19 protein-coding genes are annotated in these 19873 nt (G+C 60.1%); 17 read left to right on the top strand and 2 right to left on the bottom strand.

Going from position 1 to position 19873, the window contains the following annotated elements; all coding sequences use genetic code 11:
• Positions 1 to 24 precede the first annotated feature (24 nt).
• On the top strand, positions 25 to 918 hold the full coding sequence (locus AB9N64_RS10460) for an AraC family transcriptional regulator (protein WP_003193483.1): 894 nt from the start codon (positions 25 to 27) through the stop codon (positions 916 to 918).
• Positions 919 to 1086: 168 nt separating this feature from the next.
• Here the strand turns inward: AB9N64_RS10460 and AB9N64_RS10455 are convergent, their stop codons facing one another.
• Positions 1087 to 2751 (bottom strand): electron transfer flavoprotein-ubiquinone oxidoreductase, encoded by a 1665-nt coding sequence (locus AB9N64_RS10455; protein WP_020301874.1) that lies wholly within the window; start codon positions 2749 to 2751, stop codon positions 1087 to 1089.
• 516 nt (positions 2752 to 3267) lie between these two features.
• Here AB9N64_RS10455 and AB9N64_RS10450 point away from each other — a divergent pair.
• The 14 genes from AB9N64_RS10450 to AB9N64_RS10385 all read left to right on the top strand — a co-directional run bounded on the left by AB9N64_RS10450 (position 3268) and on the right by AB9N64_RS10385 (position 14838).
• On the top strand, positions 3268 to 4017 hold the full coding sequence (locus AB9N64_RS10450; RefSeq protein ID WP_014719538.1) for an electron transfer flavoprotein subunit beta/FixA family protein: 750 nt from the start codon (positions 3268 to 3270) through the stop codon (positions 4015 to 4017).
• Positions 4018 to 4019: 2 nt separating this feature from the next.
• On the top strand, positions 4020 to 4949 hold the full coding sequence (locus AB9N64_RS10445; RefSeq protein ID WP_371360239.1) for an electron transfer flavoprotein subunit alpha/FixB family protein: 930 nt from the start codon (positions 4020 to 4022) through the stop codon (positions 4947 to 4949).
• 72 nt (positions 4950 to 5021) lie between these two features.
• On the top strand, positions 5022 to 5837 hold the full coding sequence (locus AB9N64_RS10440) for a substrate-binding periplasmic protein (protein ID WP_371360238.1): 816 nt from the start codon (positions 5022 to 5024) through the stop codon (positions 5835 to 5837).
• Between the two features lie 9 nt (positions 5838 to 5846).
• On the top strand, positions 5847 to 6209 hold the full coding sequence (locus AB9N64_RS10435; protein ID WP_014719535.1) for a DUF4398 domain-containing protein: 363 nt from the start codon (positions 5847 to 5849) through the stop codon (positions 6207 to 6209).
• Complete coding sequence (locus AB9N64_RS10430) at positions 6206 to 7018, top strand: OmpA family protein (protein ID WP_014719534.1); 813 nt, start codon at positions 6206 to 6208, stop codon at positions 7016 to 7018. The genes AB9N64_RS10435 and AB9N64_RS10430 overlap by 4 nt, the downstream gene beginning before the upstream one ends.
• 264 nt (positions 7019 to 7282) lie before the next feature.
• A complete protein-coding gene (locus tag AB9N64_RS10425) occupies positions 7283 to 8722 on the top strand; it encodes a PLP-dependent aminotransferase family protein (RefSeq protein WP_003193472.1) in 1440 nt (479 codons plus the stop codon).
• Positions 8723 to 8816: 94 nt separating this feature from the next.
• Positions 8817 to 9308, top strand: a complete 492-nt coding sequence (locus tag AB9N64_RS10420) for a hypothetical protein (protein WP_014719533.1) — start codon at positions 8817 to 8819, stop codon at positions 9306 to 9308.
• 162 nt (positions 9309 to 9470) lie between these two features.
• Positions 9471 to 9725 (top strand): YkgJ family cysteine cluster protein, encoded by a 255-nt coding sequence (locus tag AB9N64_RS10415; RefSeq protein WP_014719532.1) that lies wholly within the window; start codon positions 9471 to 9473, stop codon positions 9723 to 9725.
• A gap of 41 nt (positions 9726 to 9766) precedes the next feature.
• Complete coding sequence (locus tag AB9N64_RS10410) at positions 9767 to 10372, top strand: START domain-containing protein (protein ID WP_014719531.1); 606 nt, start codon at positions 9767 to 9769, stop codon at positions 10370 to 10372.
• Between the two features lie 103 nt (positions 10373 to 10475).
• Entirely contained in the window at positions 10476 to 10712 is a 237-nt protein-coding gene (locus tag AB9N64_RS10405) for a hypothetical protein (protein ID WP_014719530.1), read from the top strand.
• A gap of 213 nt (positions 10713 to 10925) precedes the next feature.
• Positions 10926 to 11267, top strand: coding sequence for a ribonuclease E inhibitor RraB (locus tag AB9N64_RS10400; RefSeq protein ID WP_003193463.1), 342 nt, complete (start codon positions 10926 to 10928; stop codon positions 11265 to 11267).
• A gap of 427 nt (positions 11268 to 11694) precedes the next feature.
• Positions 11695 to 13104: a circularly permuted type 2 ATP-grasp protein gene (locus AB9N64_RS10395; RefSeq protein ID WP_019820591.1), complete on the top strand. Its 1410-nt coding sequence runs from the start codon at positions 11695 to 11697 to the stop codon at positions 13102 to 13104.
• Between the two features lie 4 nt (positions 13105 to 13108).
• Positions 13109 to 14059, top strand: coding sequence for an alpha-E domain-containing protein (locus AB9N64_RS10390; protein WP_019820590.1), 951 nt, complete (start codon positions 13109 to 13111; stop codon positions 14057 to 14059).
• Positions 14056 to 14838 (top strand): transglutaminase family protein, encoded by a 783-nt coding sequence (locus AB9N64_RS10385; RefSeq protein ID WP_019820589.1) that lies wholly within the window; start codon positions 14056 to 14058, stop codon positions 14836 to 14838. Before AB9N64_RS10390 ends, AB9N64_RS10385 begins: the two co-directional genes overlap by 4 nt.
• A gap of 165 nt (positions 14839 to 15003) precedes the next feature.
• Here AB9N64_RS10385 and AB9N64_RS10380 read toward each other — a convergent pair whose 3' ends face one another.
• Positions 15004 to 15804, bottom strand: coding sequence for a cytochrome c (locus AB9N64_RS10380; RefSeq protein WP_032904974.1), 801 nt, complete (start codon positions 15802 to 15804; stop codon positions 15004 to 15006).
• A gap of 650 nt (positions 15805 to 16454) precedes the next feature.
• Here AB9N64_RS10380 and AB9N64_RS10375 point away from each other — a divergent pair.
• Both AB9N64_RS10375 and AB9N64_RS10370 read left to right on the top strand, forming a co-directional pair.
• On the top strand, positions 16455 to 17660 hold the full coding sequence (locus AB9N64_RS10375; RefSeq protein WP_014719525.1) for an acetyl-CoA C-acetyltransferase: 1206 nt from the start codon (positions 16455 to 16457) through the stop codon (positions 17658 to 17660).
• Positions 17661 to 17676: 16 nt separating this feature from the next.
• Entirely contained in the window at positions 17677 to 19824 is a 2148-nt protein-coding gene (locus AB9N64_RS10370) for a 3-hydroxyacyl-CoA dehydrogenase NAD-binding domain-containing protein (RefSeq protein WP_371360237.1), read from the top strand.
• Positions 19825 to 19873 lie beyond the last annotated feature (49 nt).

Genomic DNA, 19873 nt, shown 5'->3' with positions numbered 1-19873 from the left:
CCCTTATTCGCGAAGTTTTTTGCCATGCTGTTGACCCGCCATTTGGACGCCAATGCCACGCTGGTTGCCTTGATCGAAGGGCTCACGCCCCGCGACGGTTTTTCCCCGACTCACTTGCCCGGTGTGCAGGTGCTGCGCGCCAGTTGCGATGTGGCGCGTGGGCCGCAGATCTATGAGCCAAGCCTGATGTTCGTGGCCCAGGGCAGCAAAGTCGCCTACCTTGGCCCGCGCACGCTGGAGTATGGCGCCGGGCATTACCTGATCCAGGCGATGCCGGTGCCGTTCGAATGCGAGACCTTTGCCATGGCCCCCGAGGCGCCGCTGTATGGCGTGACGGTAGGCATCGACCGCGTGGTGTTGGGCGAGTTGGTGATTGCCATGGGCATGCAGGCCGGGCCACCGCCGACCGCGCAGACCTTGGAATCGATGAGTTCGGTGGTGCTGGACGATGCGATGCGCGGCTGCGTCGAGCGGTTGTTGCAGTGCCTGCACGATCCGCTGGAAAGCCGGATCATGGGCCCGGCGCGGGTGCGCGAATTGTTGTTCACCGCCTTGCGTGGGCCTCAGGCGGATGTGTTGCGTGCACTGGTGGAACAACAGGGGCAGTTTTCGCGCATCGCCACCTCATTGAATCACCTGCATGCCCATTACGCCGAGCCGCTGAATATCGAGACGTTGGCCGGATTTGCGCACATGAGTGCCTCGACCTTTCATGAGCATTTCAAACGCTGCACCTTGTTGTCACCGGTGCAGTACCTCAAGCGCTTGCGGTTATTGAAGGCCCAGCAGTTGCTGCTGGTGGAAGGCATGAGTGTGGCGCAGGCGGCGCACAAGGTGGGGTACCAGAGTACGTCGCAGTTCAGCCGGGAGTACAAACGCTATTTCCTGCGCAACCCAGGTGAAGAGCGTGCCGCCTGACACCACGAGGTCATTGTGGGAGCTGGCTTGCCTGCGATAACGGTGGGTCAGCCATACATTTGGCACCTGAAGGCCGCCGTCGCAGGCAAGCCAGCGCCCACATTTTTATCGATGTCGCCCACAAAAAAGGCTCCCATCTCGGGAGCCTTTTTGGGTTAAGCGAACGACTTACATATTCGGGTAAGTCGGCCCACCCGCACCTTCCGGTGTCACCCAGGTGATGTTCTGCGAAGGGTCCTTGATGTCACAGGTCTTGCAGTGCACGCAGTTCTGGGCGTTGATCTGGAAGCGCTTCTCGCCGTCTTCCTTGGTCACCACTTCATACACGCCAGCCGGGCAGTAGCGCTGCGCCGGTTCATCGTAGAGCGGCAGGTTGGTGCCGATCGGGATGCTTGGGTCTTTGAGCTTCAAGTGGCACGGCTGCTCTTCTTCATGGTTGGTGCCAGAGATGAACACCGAGCTCAGCTTGTCGAAGCTCAACTTGCCGTCGGGTTTGGGGTAGTCGATCTTCTGGCTGTCTTTGGCCAGCTTCAGGCAGGCGTAGTCCGGCTTGGTGTCGTGCAGGGTGAAAGGGATCTTGCCGCCGAAAATGTTCTGGTCGAGCCAGTTGAAACCGCCGCCAATGATCGCGCCGAACTTGTGCACGGCCGGGCCGAAATTGCGGCTGGCGAACAGTTCCTCATACAGCCAGCTGGCTTTGAAGCTGTCGACATACGCGGTCAGTTCGTCGCCGCCCTCGGATTCGGCAAACAGGCGGTCGGCCACGGCGTCGGCGGCGAGCATGCCGGACTTCATCGCGGTATGGCTGCCTTTGATCTTGGCGAAGTTCAGGGTGCCCAGATCGCAACCGATCAGCGCGCCACCCTTGAAGACCATCTTCGGCAGCGAATTCAGGCCGCCTTTGCAGATCGCGCGGGCGCCGTAGCTGACCCGCTTGCCGCCTTCCAGGTACTGGGCCAGCACCGGGTGGTGCTTGAGGCGCTGGAACTCATCGAACGGCGACAGGAAGGTGTTGCTGTAGGACAGGTCGACGATCAGGCCGACCACCACCTGGTTGTTTTCCAGGTGATAGAGGAACGAGCCACCGGTGTTCTCGTTACCCATGATGTCCAGCGGCCAACCGGCGGTGTGCACCACCAGGCCCGGCTGGTGCTTGGCTGGGTCGATTTCCCAGATTTCCTTCAGACCGATGCCGTAGTGCTGGGCGTCGGCGTCGCTGTCCAGGTTGAAGCGCTGGATCAGTTGCTTACCGATGTGGCCACGGCAGCCTTCGGCGAACAGCGTGTACTTGCCACGCAGTTCCATGCCCGGGGTGTACAGGCCGTCTTTTGGCTTGCCTTCACGGTCAACGCCAAGGTCGCCGGTGATGATGCCGCGTACCACGCCGTTCTCGTCGAACAGCGCTTCCTGGGCGGCGAAGCCTGGGTAGATTTCCACGCCCAGGTTCTCGGCCTGCTGGGCCAGCCAGCGGCACAGGTTGCCCAGGGAAATGATGTAGTTGCCTTCGTTGTGCATGGTCTTGGGCACAAAGAAGTCGGGCACCTTGGTGGAGGCTTCCGGGCTGCGCAGTACATAGATGTCATCGCGCACCACCGGGGTGTTGAGCGGGGCGCCGAGTGCTTTCCAGTCCGGGAACAATTCGTTCAGGGCACGGGGTTCAAACACGGCACCGGAGAGGATGTGGGCGCCGACTTCGGAGCCTTTCTCGACCACGCAGACGCTGATTTCCTTACCGGCTTCGGCGGCCTTCTGCTTCAGTCGGCAGGCGGCAGACAGGCCAGCCGGGCCAGCGCCGACGATGACCACGTCGAATTCCATGTATTCGCGTTCCACAGGCTATCTCCTACTCAAGGCTCAACAGGCTTTTTTTTCTAATGGGTGGAGGTTCGGTGTAGTTCTGCGCGAAGGCAGCACCCACCTGTCTCTCTAGGTGGCGCATTATATATAGACCACTGACAGCGTCCAATACAAACGTTTGTTTGAATTGCCTGCAGCCTAGATAAATCAAAGCAACGGGGCTTATGACTGACCATTTTGCCGTATTGACCAGAATAGGCGTTCCGGTCAAGATACGGTCGGTTTTGCGCTTCCCGTAGGCAGACTGCAGGTTTCAAGAGCACGTCCAAAGACAGGCTGAAGGCAATAAAGGTGATGCGCCCCCCAACGTTGGAGCGCAGTTTACACGCCGCGATAAAGAATGACCTCTCAGTCACCACTGACGAACGGTCGTCATTTCCCGTGTGCAAGGCCACTGCCGAGGTCTTTGGAGGTGCCCTTGTGTGCCGATGAGCATCAACCGCCAGGTTCGCCTAGGCGACTTTCTTTTCACCGGAGAGTAACGAGGAATCCATGAAGGTTCTTGTAGCTGTCAAACGCGTTGTCGATTACAACGTGAAAGTTCGCGTCAAGGCGGACAATTCCGGCGTCGACCTTGCTAACGTCAAGATGTCGATGAACCCTTTCTGCGAAATCGCTGTGGAAGAAGCCGTACGCCTGAAAGAGAAAGGCGTGGCGACGGAAATCGTCGTGGTGTCCATCGGGCCGACCACTGCCCAAGAGCAGTTGCGTACCGCTTTGGCCCTGGGCGCCGACCGCGCCATTCTGGTGGAGTCTGCTGAAGAGCTGACCTCCCTGGCCGTTGCCAAACTGCTCAAGGCCGTTGTCGACAAGGAACAGCCTCAGCTGGTGATCCTGGGCAAACAAGCCATCGACAGCGACAACAACCAGACTGGCCAGATGCTGGCTGCACTGACCGGTTACGGCCAGGGCACCTTCGCTTCGAAAGTCGAAGTGAGCGGCGACAGCGTTGCGGTTACCCGTGAAATCGACGGCGGCGCGCAGACGGTTTCCCTGAAACTGCCGGCCATCGTCACCACCGACCTGCGTTTGAACGAGCCGCGTTATGCGTCCCTGCCAAACATCATGAAAGCCAAGAAGAAGCCTCTGGAGACGCTGACTCCGGACGCTTTGGGCGTTTCCACCGCCTCTACCAACAAGACCGTCAAAGTCGAAGCGCCGGCTGCACGCAGCGCGGGCATCAAGGTCAAGTCGGTGGCTGAACTGGTCGAGAAACTGAAAAACGAAGCGAAGGTAATCTAATCATGACTATCTTGGTAATCGCTGAACACGACAACAAGATTCTGGCCCCGGCCACCCTGAACACCGTGGCCGCTGCCGCTAAAATCGGTGGGGACATCCACGTCCTGGTAGCAGGGCAGGGCGCTGGCGCCGTGGTTGAAGCCGCTGCGAAAATCGCAGGCGTGAGCAAAGTCCTGAACGCTGACAATGCCGCTTATGCGCATCAGCTGCCGGAAAACGTTGCACCGCTGGTCGCCGAGCTTGGCGCTGGCTACAGCCACATCCTGGCCGCCGCTACCTCCAACGGCAAAAACATCCTGCCACGCGTTGCCGCGCAGCTGGACGTTGACCAGATCTCCGAGATCATCTCGGTAGAAAGCGCCGACACCTTCAAGCGCCCGATCTACGCCGGTAACGCCATCGCTACCGTGCAGTCCGACGCCTCGGTCAAGGTCATCACCGTGCGCGCCACCGGTTTCGACCCGGTTGCTGCCGAAGGTGGCTCGGCTGCCGTTGAAGCCGTCTCCGCTGCCCACGACGCTGGCACTTCCAGCTTTGTCGGCGAAGAGCTGGCCAAGTCGGACCGTCCTGAACTGACCGCTGCCAAGATCGTCGTTTCCGGCGGGCGTGGCATGCAGAACGGTGACAACTTCAAACACCTGTACGCCCTGGCCGACAAGCTGGGTGCTGCGGTCGGCGCTTCCCGCGCTGCTGTCGACGCAGGCTTTGTACCCAACGACATGCAGGTCGGCCAGACCGGCAAGATCGTTGCGCCACAGCTGTACATCGCCGTCGGTATCTCCGGCGCTATCCAGCACTTGGCCGGTATGAAAGATTCCAAGGTGATCGTTGCGATCAACAAGGACGAAGAAGCGCCGATCTTCCAGGTAGCCGATTATGGCCTGGTGGCGGACTTGTTCGAAGCCGTACCTGAATTGGAGAAGCTGGTCTAATCCAGCCACTTCACTTATAAAGAGCCCGGTCTTATGACCGGGTTTTTTTTTACTGATCGGGAGAGTCTTGCCATGCAACTGCGCCCCTGGGCCTTACTGCTGGCCCTTACGCTGCTGCCGAGCCTGACGCTCGCCGCCGGCAAGTGCGAGCGCCTGGTGATCACCGGCAGCCCGGACGCACCGCCTTTGCTCTGGCGCGACCCTCAGGACCCTACGCACCTGATCGGCGCGACCGCTGACGTGCTGCAACAAGTGGGCAAGGACCTCGGGCTGAAAATCGACCTGCTCTACGGTGGCAAACGCTCCCTGGCCCTGGATGAAGCGCGTAGCGGGCGCATGGACATTCTCGCCGACGCACCGCTGAATCTGGGTGAGCTGGACCACTTCGACTACATCCATCCGGCGCTGATGCAGACCGACTACCTGGTATGGACGCGCAAGGATTCAGCCGTGGTCTATTCCACCACCGCCGATTTGCACGGCCACAAAGGCGCAGTCTCGGAACGTGCGCGCTTGAGCGCGGAGTTCGAAACCTTCGCCAGCCAGCAACTCAACCTGCAACGCCTGCCCAACTTGACGCCGGCCTTCCAGAAACTGCTGTTGGGTGAGGTGGACTACGTGCTGGCCGGGCGCTATTCCGGCATGGCCATGGCCCAGACCCTGGGCATGAGTAATGACCTGGTGGCCCATGAGGTGCCTGTCGACCAGCCTGGCCTGTACCTGGCGATTTCCCACAACTCGGCCTGCAATGATCCTTGGCTTCGCGGACAGCTGACGAAAAAGATGACAGAATTGCCCGCCTCCGGTGCCGCTCAAGCCGCGCTGCAGCGCAATCTGGAGCGTTGGAAAGCGCAACTGCAACAACCTGTCGGCACCCCAACAAAGTAGGGATTTACAGTGATTTTTCGAGCTCTTTTCGCGGCCCTTGCCGTTGTCGCGCTGGCGGGATGCGCAACCGATCCTGCGCCGATCGAACAAATGCGCCTGACCCAGCAAGCCTTGGAACAAGCCACCGCGGTCGGGGCCAACACCGATGAATCCCCCGAACTGAAGCTGGCCGAAGAAAAATTCGCCCGGGCCAAGGGCAACATGGCCGACCAATCCTACAAGCGAGCGCGGATGCGCGCCGAGCAGGCTGAGCTGGACGCACGCCTGGCCGAAGCCAAAGTGCTGACCGGCAAGAGCCAGGAACAATTGAACGTGCTCAATACCCGTATCACTCGCCTGCGTAAGCAACTGCAGTTGGGAGACGCACAATGAGCCCGATGATCCGTAGTTTGAGCTGTGTACTGCTGCTGGGCGGCGCGGCCTTGGGCGGCTGTGCCAGCCAACCCACGAGCGAGCAGGCGTTGCAGCAGGCCGGCGATGACTTTCAAAAGGTCAAGGAAGACGCCAACGTACTGCGCTTCGCCCCCAAGGACGTGATCCGCGCCGGCGAGTCCCTGGCCCGCGCCGATCGCCTGTCCAGCTACTGGGGCAGCGGCGCGGATGTGGTGCATTACGCTTACCTGAGCCAGCGTTACAGCGCCATCGCCCGAGAGCACACCCAGCAGGGCCTGAATGCCGAGCGCGGCACCCAACTGGAGTTGGAACGTCAGCGCCTGCAACTGGCCTTGCGCGAAAACAAGCTGGCCAGCGTGCAACAGCAGGGCAAGTGGGTTGAAGCGCAAATCGCCAGCCTCACCACCCAGACCGATCGTGGCCTGGTGATGACCCTGGGGGACGTACTGTTCGACACTGGCGAAGCTGAACTGCAGAACTCCGCCAACCGCACGGTGCTCAAGATCGTGCAATTCCTGCAACTGAACCCCAAGCGTCGGGTGCGCATCGAGGGCTACACCGACAACACCGGTGGCGAGCAGGAAAACCTGAAACTGTCACGCGACCGTGCTCAATCGGTGGCCGATCTGTTGATGGACCTGGGTATTGATGACAAGCGCATCGAGGTCGAGGGTTATGGCGACCAATACCCGGTGGAAGCCAATGCCTCCGAGCGTGGTCGTGCACAGAATCGCCGAGTGGAAATTGTGTTCTCTGACGAGAAGGGCCAATTGGGCGCAGTACGCTAAAGTCTGACGCAGATCCAAATTGTGGGAGCGGGCTTGCCCGCGAATGCGGTGGCTCAGTACCGAATGTACTGATTGACACACCGCTTTCGCGGGCAAGCCCGCTCCCACATTTCGTTTCGGCGATGCCCACCCCAGCTCCCCCGCAGTTTTTACTGTCACTCCCGCCCGCGCTCGACTATTGTGGCAACTGTCCCCGTACACTTCTAAACTGTGCCGGTATGTTTCACACAAAAATAAAATACCCGTGAAATCGAGTGCTGCGTCATGACCAATCTGTTGCTTTACCAACGTATTGCCCAGCAACTGGCTGAGGACATCCGGCGCGGTGTCTACCAACCGGGGGAGCGCGTGCCGTCGGTGCGCAAGATGAGTTCCCAGCTCAATGTGAGCCATGCCACGGTGCTGCAGGCCTACGCCAACCTGGAAGACCAGGGGCTGATCCGGGCGCGGCCGCAGTCGGGCTATTACGTGCACCAGACGCCAGCACTCACGGCGCCTACGCCTGATATCGCACGGGTCGAGCGCCCAGGGTTGGTCACCCGTAGCAGTATCATCCAGCAGGTGCTGGTCGAGTCGCGCCGCGAAGGGGTGTTTCCCTTGGGCGCGGCGGTGCCGAGTGTCGACTACCTGCCGGTGCGGGCACTGCATCAGCAGTTGGCCAAGGTCACGCGTTTCCAGAGCCCACGGGCCTTCAGCTACATGTTCAGCCCTGGCTTTGAACCATTGCGGCGCCAGGTGGCGATCCGTATGCGCGATGCGGGCGTGGTGGTGGACCCTTCCGAAGTGGTGATCACCCACGGCTGTGTCGATGCATTGCAAATGTCGTTGCGCGTGCTGACGCGCCCTGGCGACCTGATCGCGGCTGAATCACCCACCTATTACGGCCTGCTGCAATTGGCTGATCTGCTGGGCCTCAAGGTGATCGAGATCCCCAGCGACCCCGCCACAGGCATGAGCCTGGAAGCCCTGCAACTGGCCGCCAACCAATGGTCGATCAAGGCGCTGGTGTTGACCACGCGCCTGAGTAATCCGCTGGGCGGCACCATGCCGGAGGAGCGGCAGAAACAGTTGCTGCGCCTGGCCTCGGACTTCGATATCCAGATCGTCGAAGATGACATTTACGGCGAGTTGATGTTCGAACTCGGCCGCACCAAAGCCCTCAAGGCCTACGACCGCCTCGACCGCGTAATCTATTGCTCAAGCTTTTCCAAGACCTTGTCGCCGGGCGTGCGCATTGGTTGGATGATTGCCGGCAAGTACCAGCAGGAAATCCAGCGCCTGCAGATGTTCAGCACGCATTCTGCTTGCAGCGTCACGCAGATGGGCGTCGCGGCCTATCTGGAAAACGGTGGCTACGACCGTCATTTGCGCTACATCCGCCAGGAATACCGCAAGAACCTCAGTGCCTTCCAATTGGCGGTGCAGCAGTATTTCCCCGAAGGCACCCAAATGACCCGCCCGACCGGCGGCTTTATCTTGTGGGTCAGTTTGCCGGGGCGGGTCAATACTCAGGAACTGCATGTGCGTGCCCTGCAACAAGGCATCAGCATTGCGCCAGGGCTGATTTTCAGTAATACCGAACAGTTCAACCACTGTATTCGCCTCAATTGCGGCACGCCGTGGAATCGCGAGGCGGAGAGGGCGTTGATGACCCTGGGAATGCTTGCCAGCCAGCTGTGCCAGGAGGCCGCAGCGGGTTTTTGAGGCGAGCAAAAGGGCACAAGACTGATCTGTGCCCTTGTCATGCCGCGCACAACAAGCGAGCATATGGCCTTCTGCCGTTAATGCTGTTGGCGATATGACTTCTATTTTTCGCGTTACGTTGATGCTTGGTCTGCTGAGCCTGTGCAATGCCGGCAGCGTGCTGGCTGCAGCGCCGGTGGCTGAAGGCAAGCCTGCTGTCGGTGCCGAGCAAAAGACCTCAGCCAAGCAGCCAGCGCCTGCGAAAAAAGCCCCCGCCGCACAAAAGAAAGCCGCCTCGACCAAAAAGCGTGCACCCGTGGCGAGCAAGTCCAAGTCGGCCCATGAAGTCGCCCAGACCAAACTGCCACCGGCACAGTTGGACCTGTCCCTGCCTTCGGACATGGTCAGGCACTTGCAACCCATCGGTACCATGCCCAAGCCCAAGAGTGTGCCCTTGCTGCCGCCAATGTTTGGCGAAAAGCCCACCGACAACAGCGCGTTCCAGATCAACGGCCGCTTGCTCAGCAATGAGATGAAGCTGCAACTGCGTAACGAAGAGCGCCGTGATGTTGAAGGCGCTGCGCTGGATTTCGAATTCAAGCAATAAACTTTCGCACCACAGGTGACCCAGGTCGCCGACCATCTGTCGCAGACTGGTCGGTCACTTTTGTTTTGTGCGAAAAACCCCTGTTGGGCCATTTTAAAACGTCTGTTTAAGGGCGTACTCTAGCCCGGCCATCCCTATTGAGTCGTCGAGGACCTGCTGGTCATGAAATGCCGTGAAGGCTGTGGCGCATGCTGCATTGCCCCCTCCATCAGTTCACCGTTGCCGGGAATGCCCCATGGCAAGCCCGCTGGCGTTCGCTGCGTGCACTTGTCGGTGGAACAACTGTGCCAGTTGTTCGGTCAACCGCAGCGGCCAGCCGTATGCAGTGATTTCAAGCCCGATATTGAGGTGTGCGGCAATGACCAGGCCGATGCCATTCGCCTGATCGGTTGGTGGGAACAGATGACGGCGGCTTGATGGGCTTTACTATCGGAACTTCAACAATAAGGAATACAACGATGGGTTCGCTGAAACGAGTGGCTGTACTGTGCGGTTTTACGCTGTTGTTGGCGGCTACTGCCCAGGCTGAGGATTGGCAAGTCGCCAAGGACGAAGACGGTATCAAGGTCTCCCTGAGCGAGATTGCCGGTTCCAAGTACAAGGCGTATCGCGGTGTGACGGTGATCAAGGCGCCTTTGGCCAAGGTCCAGGCGCTGCAGGAAGATGTGGTCGGTGCTTGCGCATGGATCCATGAATGCAAATCCCAGCAACTCGTCGACAAGAAAGGCGACGAGGCCTGGACCTACACCCAGTTCAAGGCCCCGTTCCCCGTGACGGACCGCGACTCGTACATCCACGTCACCACCACCAAAGCCGCTGACGGCACCGTCACGCGCAAACTGGAAGGTGTGCCGACCTACAAGCCAGAAGCAAAAGGCTACGTGCGGGTTGCCCAGGTGGACGGTTTCTGGAAACTGGTGCCAAAGGGCGATAACCAGACCGAAGTCACCTACCAGGTACACACCGAGCCAGGTGGCAGCGTACCTTCGTGGCTGGCCAACAAGTTCGTGGTGGAAGCGCCGTTCAATACCTTGAAAGCCTTGAAAGAACACGCTGAAAAATAAGTGCAGTTGATCCGGTGCCTCCGGGCTTGAGCGGAACGTTTTGCGCGCCGCCAAGGTCCAGATACTTGTAAGCCCACCTATGGGTTTTATCGAGGAGGCACCGATGCAAACGTGGCAAATTACCTTCGTTGATGATCACGGTGAAAAGTCCGTGCAGCAGTTCACCTGCGAACAAAAGCCCAGCCTCGAAGACGCTGCGCATATGATTCGTGCGAAGCTGGTGCCGATTGCTGCCGAACTCGATCTCAATGACCTGGAAGGCCGGAAACCCGAGCCTACGGTCAAGATTCTCAAAGACCAGAACAGTATCCAGATTCTCGATATTTCTCCCTCCGTCTAAACATTTTTCACACGCCACACGAGCACCTCTGGTGGAGGTGATAGCTTCGCGCTACTCTGCAATCGAGATCAGCGAATGAATCGCTAAGGTCTGGTCTTGTCAGCTACATGCTTGTTTTCCTGCGGCGTTGTTATGCCGTGGTGCCCACGCCAGCAGGGCGCGGGGCTTCAGGAAGCACGGAAAGTCTATCCATCGGTTTGAGGAGGACGTTTCATGAGCACAGCCTATCAAGAAGACATCAGCACCAACGTACTGCGCCGCATGAAAGAAGGCGGCTTTGATTTCTCGCGTTTTCACCCCATCGAGTTCTACGCCATTTTCCCGGATGAGGAACGGGCGCGCAGGGCGGCGGGTCGATTTCGTGGGGAGTCCCTCAACGCTCAGGTCAGCGCGCGCGACGATGGCGCCTGGTACCTGGAACTGAGCAAAATCATGTTCGCAACCTACGACGGCATAGGAGATTTCGAGCAAGACTTTGAAGCAGTGGTCGAGCCCCTGGGAGGGATCATCGAAGGATGGGGCGTCAAGCAGGAGGTGCGTGGGTTACCCATGTAGTTGGTATTTATGAGCACCACAGCGTATCGGCTGACCTTTGGGTCGGCCGATTTTGTTTGGACGGCGTTTTACGTGCAAAAAAAAGCCACCCGGATAGGGTGGCGGAAAGGGAAGCTCAAGGGAGTAGATCAGTACACAAGTAACACGATATCGCTTGCACAAAAGGTTTCGCTGTAGGACGTCTCCTGTTCAGCCGATGGAGGTGATTATCCGCAGCGCCAGCCGGGCAGTGAAATCAACTCTGGCTATGCTGTTGATAGTCAAAGACCGCATTGCAATGAGGCGCGCGACGTGACCCAAGCCATTGTGCGCACCAGGACGGTGCGAGGAATGCGCTTGGATTATTCAACTGGTTGATTATTAAGTGTTTATGCCGCTGGCACGGGCCTTGCGAAGGTTCTTGCGTCCGGGTGACAAGGAGTACGGCATGATCCGCACTTATTACGATGAAATGTACGATGGGGCAGGGCAGGTTCGCCCCCATTATCGCGAGTTCGCCCGTTGGCTGGCCGACACCCCTGCCGAACTGCTGGCCCAGCGCCGGCGTGAAGCCGATTTGCTGTTCCACCGCGCCGGTATCACCTTCACCCTCTACGGGGACGAACAAGGCACCGAGCGCCTGATCCCCTTCGACACCATCCCCCGCAGCATTCCAGCGAGTGAATGGCGGATTGTCGAGCGCGGCTGCATCCAGCGGGTCAAGGCGCTGAACCTGTTCCTCGCCGACCTGTACCACGATCAACGCATCATCAAGGCCGGCATCATCCCCGCCGAACAGGTACTGGCCAACGAGCAATACCAGTTGGCAATGCAGGGCCTGGATTTGCACCGCGATATCTATTCGCACATCTCCGGGGTCGACCTCGTACGCGATGGCGACGGCACGTACTACGTGCTCGAGGACAACCTGCGCACGCCCAGCGGTGTCAGCTACATGCTTGAAGACCGCAAAATGATGATGCGTCTGTTCCCCGAGCTGTTCGCGGCCCAGCGCATCGCGCCCATCGACCATTACCCCAACCTGCTGCTCGACACCCTCAAAAGCGCCAGCCCCCTGGATAACCCCAGTGTGGTGGTACTGACGCCCGGGCGTTTCAATAGCGCGTTCTTCGAACATGCCTTCCTGGCTCGGGAAATGGGTGTGGAATTGGTAGAAGGTGCGGATTTGTTCGTGCGCGATGACCGTGTGTTCATGCGCACCACCGACGGGCCCAAGGCTGTCGATGTGATCTACCGTCGCCTTGATGATGCGTTCCTTGACCCGCTGGCCTTCAACCCGGACTCCATGCTCGGTGTGCCCGGCCTGCTCGCCGCCTACCGTTGCGGCAATGTGGTGCTGGCCAACGCCATTGGCACCGGGGTTGCGGACGACAAATCTGTGTATCCGTTCGTCACCGAGATGATTCGCTTCTACCTCGACGAAGAGCCGATCCTGCAGAACGTTCCGACCTTCCAATGCCGTAAGCCTGACGAATTGTCCCACGTACTGGCCAACCTGCCCGAGCTGGTGGTCAAGGAAACCCAGGGTTCCGGTGGTTACGGCATGTTGGTTGGACCGGCGTCTACCACGGCAGAAATCGAAGCGTTCCGGGCACGTATCAAGGCCAAGCCACACGCTTATATCGCGCAGCCGACCCTGTGCTTGTCTACCTGCCCGACTTTTGTCGAGAACGGCATCGCCCCGCGCCACATAGACCTGCGCCCTTTCGTGTTGTCCGGCAAGGAGACCCGCGTGGTACCGGGTGGCCTGACCCGCGTGGCGCTGCGCGAAGGCTCGCTGGTGGTCAACTCGTCCCAGGGCGGCGGAACCAAGGACACCTGGGTGGTCGAGGGCTGATGCCATGTTGAGTAGAACTGCCTCGGATTTGTACTGGATGTCGCGCTACCTGGAGCGTGCCGAAAACCTCGCGCGCATGCTCGATGTCAGCTATTCGCTGTCGCTGATGCCCCAGGACGGGCGCGGCGATGGCCTGCACGAGTTGGCCATGCCGCTGTTGATCACCGGCACCCTGGAGGATTACCACGAGCGCCATGGTCCATTGCACGCTGAACGCTTGCTGCACTTTTTTGCCCTGGACGCGGCCAACCCGGCGAGCATCTACAGCTGTCTGGGTGCGGCGCGGGCCAGCGCTCACGCTGTACGTGGGCGAATCACCGCCGACATGTGGGAAAACATCAATGCTACTTGGCTGGACATACGCGATATCGCCCAGCAGGGCCTGAGCCATTACGGCATGAGCCGGTTTTGTGAGTGGGTCAAGGAGCGCTCCCATCTGTTTCGGGGCGCCACTTACGGCACTATCATGCGCAACGATGCCTTCCGCTTTATTCGCCTGGGCACCTTTATCGAGCGCGCCGATAACACCCTGCGCTTGCTCGATGCCCGCTACGAAATGGCCGGCGAACACGCGGCGGTGGTCAGCGATGGCACGGCTCACGCGTATTACCAATGGAGTGCGTTGCTGCGCGCACTGTCGTCATTCGAGGCGTACACCGAGATTTATCGCGATGCCCCGGGGGCTCGACAAGTGGCTGAGCTGCTGCTGTTACGCGCGGATGTGCCGCGTTCGCTGCGCGCTTGCAGCGAAGAGATCGACCAGATCCTCGCCAGCCTGCCCGGCATCAACGGCCGCCCGGCCCAGCGCCTGGCCGCCGAGATGGATGCGCGCCTGCGCTTTACGGCCATCGACGAAATCCTCGAGGAAGGCCTGCATGCCTGGCTGACCGACTTTATCCCTTTGGTACGCCAGTTGGGCGACGCCATCTACAGTTCCTACCTGGAGGCGGCATGAGACTCTCCATCAGCCACGACACCACCTACCACTACGAAGACCAGGTGCGCGCCAGCATCCAGTACCTGCGCCTGACGCCCCATGACAGCGAGCGCCAACACGTGCTGAGCTGGCAACTCGACCTGCCGCGCCCGGTGCGGGCTCAGGTGGACCCCTTCGGCAATATCTTGCATGTGCTCACGCTGGACGAACCCCACGACGCCATCATCATCGGCGCCCGGGGCGTGGTGGAGATCGATGAATTGCGCGAGGCCGAACACGAAAGTCAGTCTGCCTTTCCGTTCCTGCGCTCCACTCGCCTCACCGAGCCCGACGACGCCCTGCGCGGGTTTGCCGAGCAACACTGCCATCAGCGTCGTGATCGCACGGCGCTTATCGATTTGATGCACGCGCTTAACCACACCATGGTCTACACCCCCGGTGCGACCGACGTCGATACCTGCGCCGCCCAAGCCTTCGCAGGTGCCGCTGGGGTGTGCCAGGACCACACCCATGCGTTCCTGGCCTGCGCACGCAGCCTGGGGATCCCTGCGCGGTATGTGTCGGGGTATCTGTATACCGAAGACAGCACGCACCTGGCCAGTCATGCCTGGGCCGAAGCCTGGCTGGATGACGCCTGGTACAGCTTTGACGTGACCAACCAACTGGCGCGGCCGGAGCGGCACTTGAAGCTGGCCGTGGGCCTGGACTACCTCGACGCCTGCCCGGTCCGGGGGATGCGCCGTGGCGGTGGGCATGAGCAGATGCATGCCAAGGTATTCGTGGCGCCGCAGCAATGATCGATAACGGTAGGGGCGAGCTTTGATCGTTCCCACGCTCTGCGTGGGAATGCAGCCGAGGACGCTCCGCGTCCCAAAGCGTGACGCAGAGCATCACAAGAGGCGTTCCCACGCGGAGCGTGGGAACGATCGATGCTCTCAGGGTTTTCGCGAGCAAGCTCGCTCCTACAACTTGCGGCCCGCCATATGCCGCAGATAGCCCACCAGCAAATCCAACTCATTGTCTGGCAATACACTCGCTGTAAACGCCGGCATCTTCGCCTGTGGCCACTGCCTCAGGCTTTGCGGGTCGCGGATGTAACGCTTGAGGAAATCCCCGCTGAAATACTCGGTGGGGTTGTAGGGCACATTCAGGTCCGGCCCCATCTGGGCATCACCGCCGCCATTGAGGCGATGGCACGCCAGGCAGTTCTTCTGGAACAACGCAAAGCCCTGGTTGATCGGGTCGTTCGCCGCCAGCTTCGGGTCGGGCAATAACGCCGGGAAACGCTCGCCAACCGTCTGCAACTGCTTGAGTTTCGATACCTGGAACGGCCACTGTTCGGGGCTGATATGCCCGGCTTGAGGGTTGGTCCAGACCAGATAGAACGGCCCGGCGCTGGGCTTGCCCTGTGCCAGCGGTGGCCATGGATGGGCCGGGTCTTCCACGGCCAGCCAGGCGCGGGCGCCGTTTTTTTCCAGTAACGGCGCGGCGGCAAGTTCGGCGGCAAAACCATCAAGGGCAACGGCTTGCAGGTGGTTCGCAGATTTAAGGCCCGGTAAGAGCACCGCCAGGGGCACCGCACGATAGGTCATAGTGCGCTTGTAGGACACATCATCGACGATCTGCACCGTCTGAGCGTCGGGGTGCTTGAGCAACTCGGCGGTCTGCCAGGTCTTTTGGCTGTGGTCCAACTCGATGGTCAACTGTGCCGCCGCCGCGGGCAGGCTCAGCAGCAGGGCAAAAAGGGCGAGGATCGGTTTCAAGGCACAGGCCCGTTGCGAGAGAGTGAGGGCGCACACGATAACGGAAAACGGCAGGTAAAAAGACAGCCCCTGCAAAACAGGAGCGCTAAGCGCAATGTCCTGGCAGGTGCTGCCAAAAACTGCAGGCCTGGTGCGGTGTGTGCACGCAAGCGGGGAGTGTCACCCAATAACCTTGGTTAAATTGGGCAAGATCAGAATCAAGGTGGTGGCGAACAGAATAAGTCCCGCCTGACGTACTTTCGATTGTTTGAACATGGCTGACTGCCTTTTCTTTTGTTGTTATTCCTGAGCGTCAAATGCGTGCTGGTTTATTTCAGTATCGCGAGGTGACGTTGCACTTTTCTTACAACTGTTCCAGCAAAACCCGGCAACAGCGTCTTACAGATTCAACCTTAGAGCGCCCGTTCTTTCTGGCTTAGACTCATTTCATATCAGCTAAGAAGTATTTGCGCTAAAAACGGCATGAGGCTTATTGCCATCTTGGCGCCAGCCCTAGGGCTAGACAGCTAAAACGATTAATCAGGGATTTCCCGTAGGAACCTACCGTTCGTCCGAGCGAGGGGGTCAAAAGCAATGAGCGCATCCGTCATTGAAACCGTGTCAATCGGGCCTAAGGTAGGAGCACACACCCACAGCGGTTCGAGGATGTCATGACCCAAGCTTTGATTTTTGATGCGATACGCACGCCCCGGGGTAAGGGCAAGGCCGACGGTGCCCTGCACAGCGTCAAGCCGGTAAACCTGGTGGCTGGCTTGCTCACGGCGCTGGCGCAGCGCAGCGACCTCGACACCCGCCAAGTGGATGACATCGTCCTGGGCTGCGTCACGCCCGTTGGCGACCAGGGCGCCGATATCGCCAAGACCGCCGCGCTGGTGGCCGACTGGGATGTCAGTGTGGCCGGTGTGCAGGTCAATCGCTTCTGCGCGTCGGGCCTGGAAGCGGTGAACCTGGGGGCGATGAAGGTGCGTTCCGGCTTCGAAGACCTGGTGGTTGTTGGCGGCGTCGAGTCCATGTCCCGCGTGCCCATGGGCAGCGATGGCGGCGCCTGGGTACTCGACCCGCAAACCAATATGCACAGCCACTTCACGCCCCAAGGCATTGGCGCCGACCTGATTGCCACCCTGGAAGGCTTCACGCGCCAGGATGTCGACGCCTTTGCCCTACAGTCCCAGCAGAAAGCAGCCAGGGCGCGGGCAGACGGTTCCTTCAATAAGTCGCTAATCGCGGTGCACGACCAGAACGGCATCGTGCTGCTGGACCATGACGAATTTATCCGCGGCGACTCAACCCTCGAGGGCTTGGGCAAGCTCAAGCCGAGCTTCGAAATGATGGGCCAGATGGGCTTCGACGCCACCGCGTTGCGGGTCTATAGCCACGTGGAGCGCATCCACCATGTGCACACGCCGGGCAACAGTTCCGGCATTGTGGATGGCGCCGCGTTGATGCTGATCGGTTCCGAGGCCAAAGGCCGTGAACTGGGCCTGCAACCGCGGGCGCGTATTGTCGCCACGGCGGTGACCAGTACCGACCCGACCATCATGCTCACCGGCCCCGCGCCGGCCACTCGCAAGGCGCTGGCCAAGGCTGGCCTGCGGGTCGAGGACATCGACCTGTTCGAAGTCAACGAAGCCTTCGCTTCGGTCGTGCTCAAGTTCATCAAGGACATGGGCATCGACGCCGCACGGGTCAATGTCAACGGCGGCTCCATCGCCATGGGCCACCCCTTGGGCGCCACCGGCTGCGCGATTCTCGGCACCTTGCTCGACGAGCTGGAGGCGCGCCAGCAACGCTACGGCCTGGCCACTTTATGCGTCGGCGGTGGCATGGGTATCGCCACCATCATCGAACGTCTCTGAGCCTAAGGAATTTGTCATGACCGATGCCATTCGTTACGAAAAAGGCCAGGACCAGATCGTGGTGCTGACCCTCGACATGCCCGGCCAGAGCGCCAACACCATGAACGCCGCCTACCGTGAAGCCATGGCGGCCACCCTCACGCGCCTGGAAGCTGAAAAGGACGAGATCGCCGGGGTGGTGATCACCTCGGCCAAGAAGACCTTTTTTGCCGGGGGCGACCTCAATGAGCTGATCAAGGTCGATAAAGCCCACGCCAAGGCGTTCTACGACAGTGTCTTGGTATTGAAAGCGCAATTACGCCGCCTGGAAACCCTCGGCAAACCGGTGGTGGCCGCGATCAATGGCGCGGCCCTGGGCGGCGGTTGGGAAATTTGCCTGGCCTGCCATCACCGGGTCGCGCTGGACGACAAGTCCGTGCAACTGGGCTTGCCGGAAGTCACCCTTGGCCTGTTGCCAGGGGGCGGCGGCGTGGTGCGCATGGTGCGCATGCTCGGCCTGGAAAAAGCCTTGCCGTATTTGCTCGAAGGCAAAAAGGTGCGGCCCGCCCAGGCCCTGCAAGCGGGCCTGATTGATGAGTTGGCGGCAGATCGCGAGGCATTGCTGGCACAGGCCCGTGCCTGGATTCTGGCTAATCCCGACGTCAGGCAACCCTGGGACAACAAGGGCTACGCGATTCCCGGCGGCACGCCGTCCCACCCTAAAGTCGCGCAAATGCTCGCCATTGCCCCATCGATTTTGCGTAGCAAGACCCAAGGCTGCTTCCCTGCGCCGGAGAAAATCCTCTGTGCGGCGGTCGAGGGCGCCCAGGTGGACTTCGACACCGCGCACCTGATCGAAACCCGCTACTTCACCGAACTGGTGACCGGGCAAGTGGCAAAAAACATGATCGGCACCTTGTGGTTCCAGCTCAACCAAATCAACGCCGGCAGCTCGCGCCCGCAGGGCTTTGCGCCTTATGCAACGCGCAAAGTCGGTGTGCTCGGCGCCGGGATGATGGGCGCGGGCATCGCCTATGTCAGTGCCTGTGCGGGTATCGAGGTGGTGCTCAAAGACATCACCCTGGCCGCCGCTGAAAAAGGCAAAGCCCATTCGGCCGCATTGCTGGACAAGAAAGTCAGCCGTGGGCAATTGACCGCCGAACAGCGCGAAACCACCCTGGCGCGCATTCATCCTACTCAGGATGACGCCGGCCTGGCCGGCTGCGACCTGATCATCGAGGCCGTATTCGAAGACCGCGCACTCAAGGCCAAGGTCTCGGCCGCGGCGCAAAGTGTGGTGGGGGCCGACGCGGTGATCGCCTCCAACACCTCCACCTTGCCCATCAGCGGCTTGGCCACGGCGGTGCCCGATCAAGCCAAGTTCATCGGCCTGCACTTCTTCAGCCCCGTGGACAAGATGGCCCTGGTGGAAATCATCAAGGGGGCGCGCACCAGCGACGAAACCCTGGCCCGAGGGTTTGACTTCGTACTGCAAATCAAGAAAACCCCGATTGTGGTCAACGACAGTCGCGGCTTTTTCACCTCGCGGGTATTCGGCACCTTTACCAACGAAGGCATCGCCATGCTCGGCGAAGGCGTGGCCGCGCCGATGATCGAGACCGAAGCGCGCAAGGCCGGCATGCCGGTGGGGCCGTTGGCGGTGTCCGATGAAGTGTCCCTCAGCCTGATGAGCCATATCCGACAGCAAACGGCCAAGGACCTGCAGGCCGAAGGCAAGGCTATGCCGAACCATCCGGCGACGGCGGTGATTGATCTGTTGGTGAACGAATACAAGCGCACGGGCAAGGCGGCCGGCGGTGGTTTTTACGACTATCCCGCTGGAGGCCAGAAGCACCTGTGGCCTGAGCTGAAAACCCGGTTTGAACAGCCCGACGAGCAAATCTCACCCCAGGACGTGCGCGACCGCTTGTTGTTTATCCAAGCCATCGAAACCGTGCGCTGTGTGGAGGAGGGCGTGTTGATGTCCACGGCGGATGCCAACGTTGGTTCAATCTTCGGCATCGGCTTTGCCGCGTGGAGTGGCGGCGCGTTGCAGTTTATCAACCAGTACGGGCTGAACGACTTCATCGCCCGCGCCCGCTACCTGGCAGAGCAGTATGGGGAGCGCTTCTCGCCGCCGGCGTTGTTGTTGGAGAAAGCCGCGCAGGGTGAAGTGTTCCGGTAATTAAAATGTAGGAGGGGAGAGCTTGCTTTGAAGGTGTATTTCAAGGCAG

This window comes from Pseudomonas sp. KT_2_4 (assembly GCF_041410225.1).
In the GTDB taxonomy this organism is placed as follows: domain Bacteria; phylum Pseudomonadota; class Gammaproteobacteria; order Pseudomonadales; family Pseudomonadaceae; genus Aquipseudomonas; species Aquipseudomonas paracarnis.
The sequence above is the reverse complement of the archived record's forward strand: the minus strand, read 5'-3'. Positions and strand labels throughout refer to the sequence as shown.

What these genes read in the sequence shown, in the direction of transcription:
- AB9N64_RS10375 (WP_014719525.1), top strand. Translation starts at nt 16,455, where the DNA reads ATGACCCAAGCTTTGATTTTTGATGCGATACGCACGCCCCGGGGTAAG.
- AB9N64_RS10450 (WP_014719538.1), top strand. Translation starts at nt 3,268, where the DNA reads ATGAAGGTTCTTGTAGCTGTCAAACGCGTTGTCGATTACAACGTGAAA.
- AB9N64_RS10400 (WP_003193463.1), top strand. Translation starts at nt 10,926, where the DNA reads ATGAGCACAGCCTATCAAGAAGACATCAGCACCAACGTACTGCGCCGC.
- AB9N64_RS10415 (WP_014719532.1), top strand. Translation starts at nt 9,471, where the DNA reads ATGAAATGCCGTGAAGGCTGTGGCGCATGCTGCATTGCCCCCTCCATC.
- AB9N64_RS10445 (WP_371360239.1), top strand. Translation starts at nt 4,020, where the DNA reads ATGACTATCTTGGTAATCGCTGAACACGACAACAAGATTCTGGCCCCG.
- AB9N64_RS10385 (WP_019820589.1), top strand. Translation starts at nt 14,056, where the DNA reads ATGAGACTCTCCATCAGCCACGACACCACCTACCACTACGAAGACCAG.
- AB9N64_RS10425 (WP_003193472.1), top strand. Translation starts at nt 7,283, where the DNA reads ATGACCAATCTGTTGCTTTACCAACGTATTGCCCAGCAACTGGCTGAG.
- AB9N64_RS10370 (WP_371360237.1), top strand. Translation starts at nt 17,677, where the DNA reads ATGACCGATGCCATTCGTTACGAAAAAGGCCAGGACCAGATCGTGGTG.
- AB9N64_RS10395 (WP_019820591.1), top strand. Translation starts at nt 11,695, where the DNA reads ATGATCCGCACTTATTACGATGAAATGTACGATGGGGCAGGGCAGGTT.
- AB9N64_RS10460 (WP_003193483.1), top strand. Translation starts at nt 25, where the DNA reads ATGCTGTTGACCCGCCATTTGGACGCCAATGCCACGCTGGTTGCCTTG.
- AB9N64_RS10420 (WP_014719533.1), top strand. Translation starts at nt 8,817, where the DNA reads ATGACTTCTATTTTTCGCGTTACGTTGATGCTTGGTCTGCTGAGCCTG.
- AB9N64_RS10390 (WP_019820590.1), top strand. Translation starts at nt 13,109, where the DNA reads ATGTTGAGTAGAACTGCCTCGGATTTGTACTGGATGTCGCGCTACCTG.
- AB9N64_RS10405 (WP_014719530.1), top strand. Translation starts at nt 10,476, where the DNA reads ATGCAAACGTGGCAAATTACCTTCGTTGATGATCACGGTGAAAAGTCC.
- AB9N64_RS10430 (WP_014719534.1), top strand. Translation starts at nt 6,206, where the DNA reads ATGAGCCCGATGATCCGTAGTTTGAGCTGTGTACTGCTGCTGGGCGGC.
- AB9N64_RS10440 (WP_371360238.1), top strand. Translation starts at nt 5,022, where the DNA reads ATGCAACTGCGCCCCTGGGCCTTACTGCTGGCCCTTACGCTGCTGCCG.
- AB9N64_RS10410 (WP_014719531.1), top strand. Translation starts at nt 9,767, where the DNA reads ATGGGTTCGCTGAAACGAGTGGCTGTACTGTGCGGTTTTACGCTGTTG.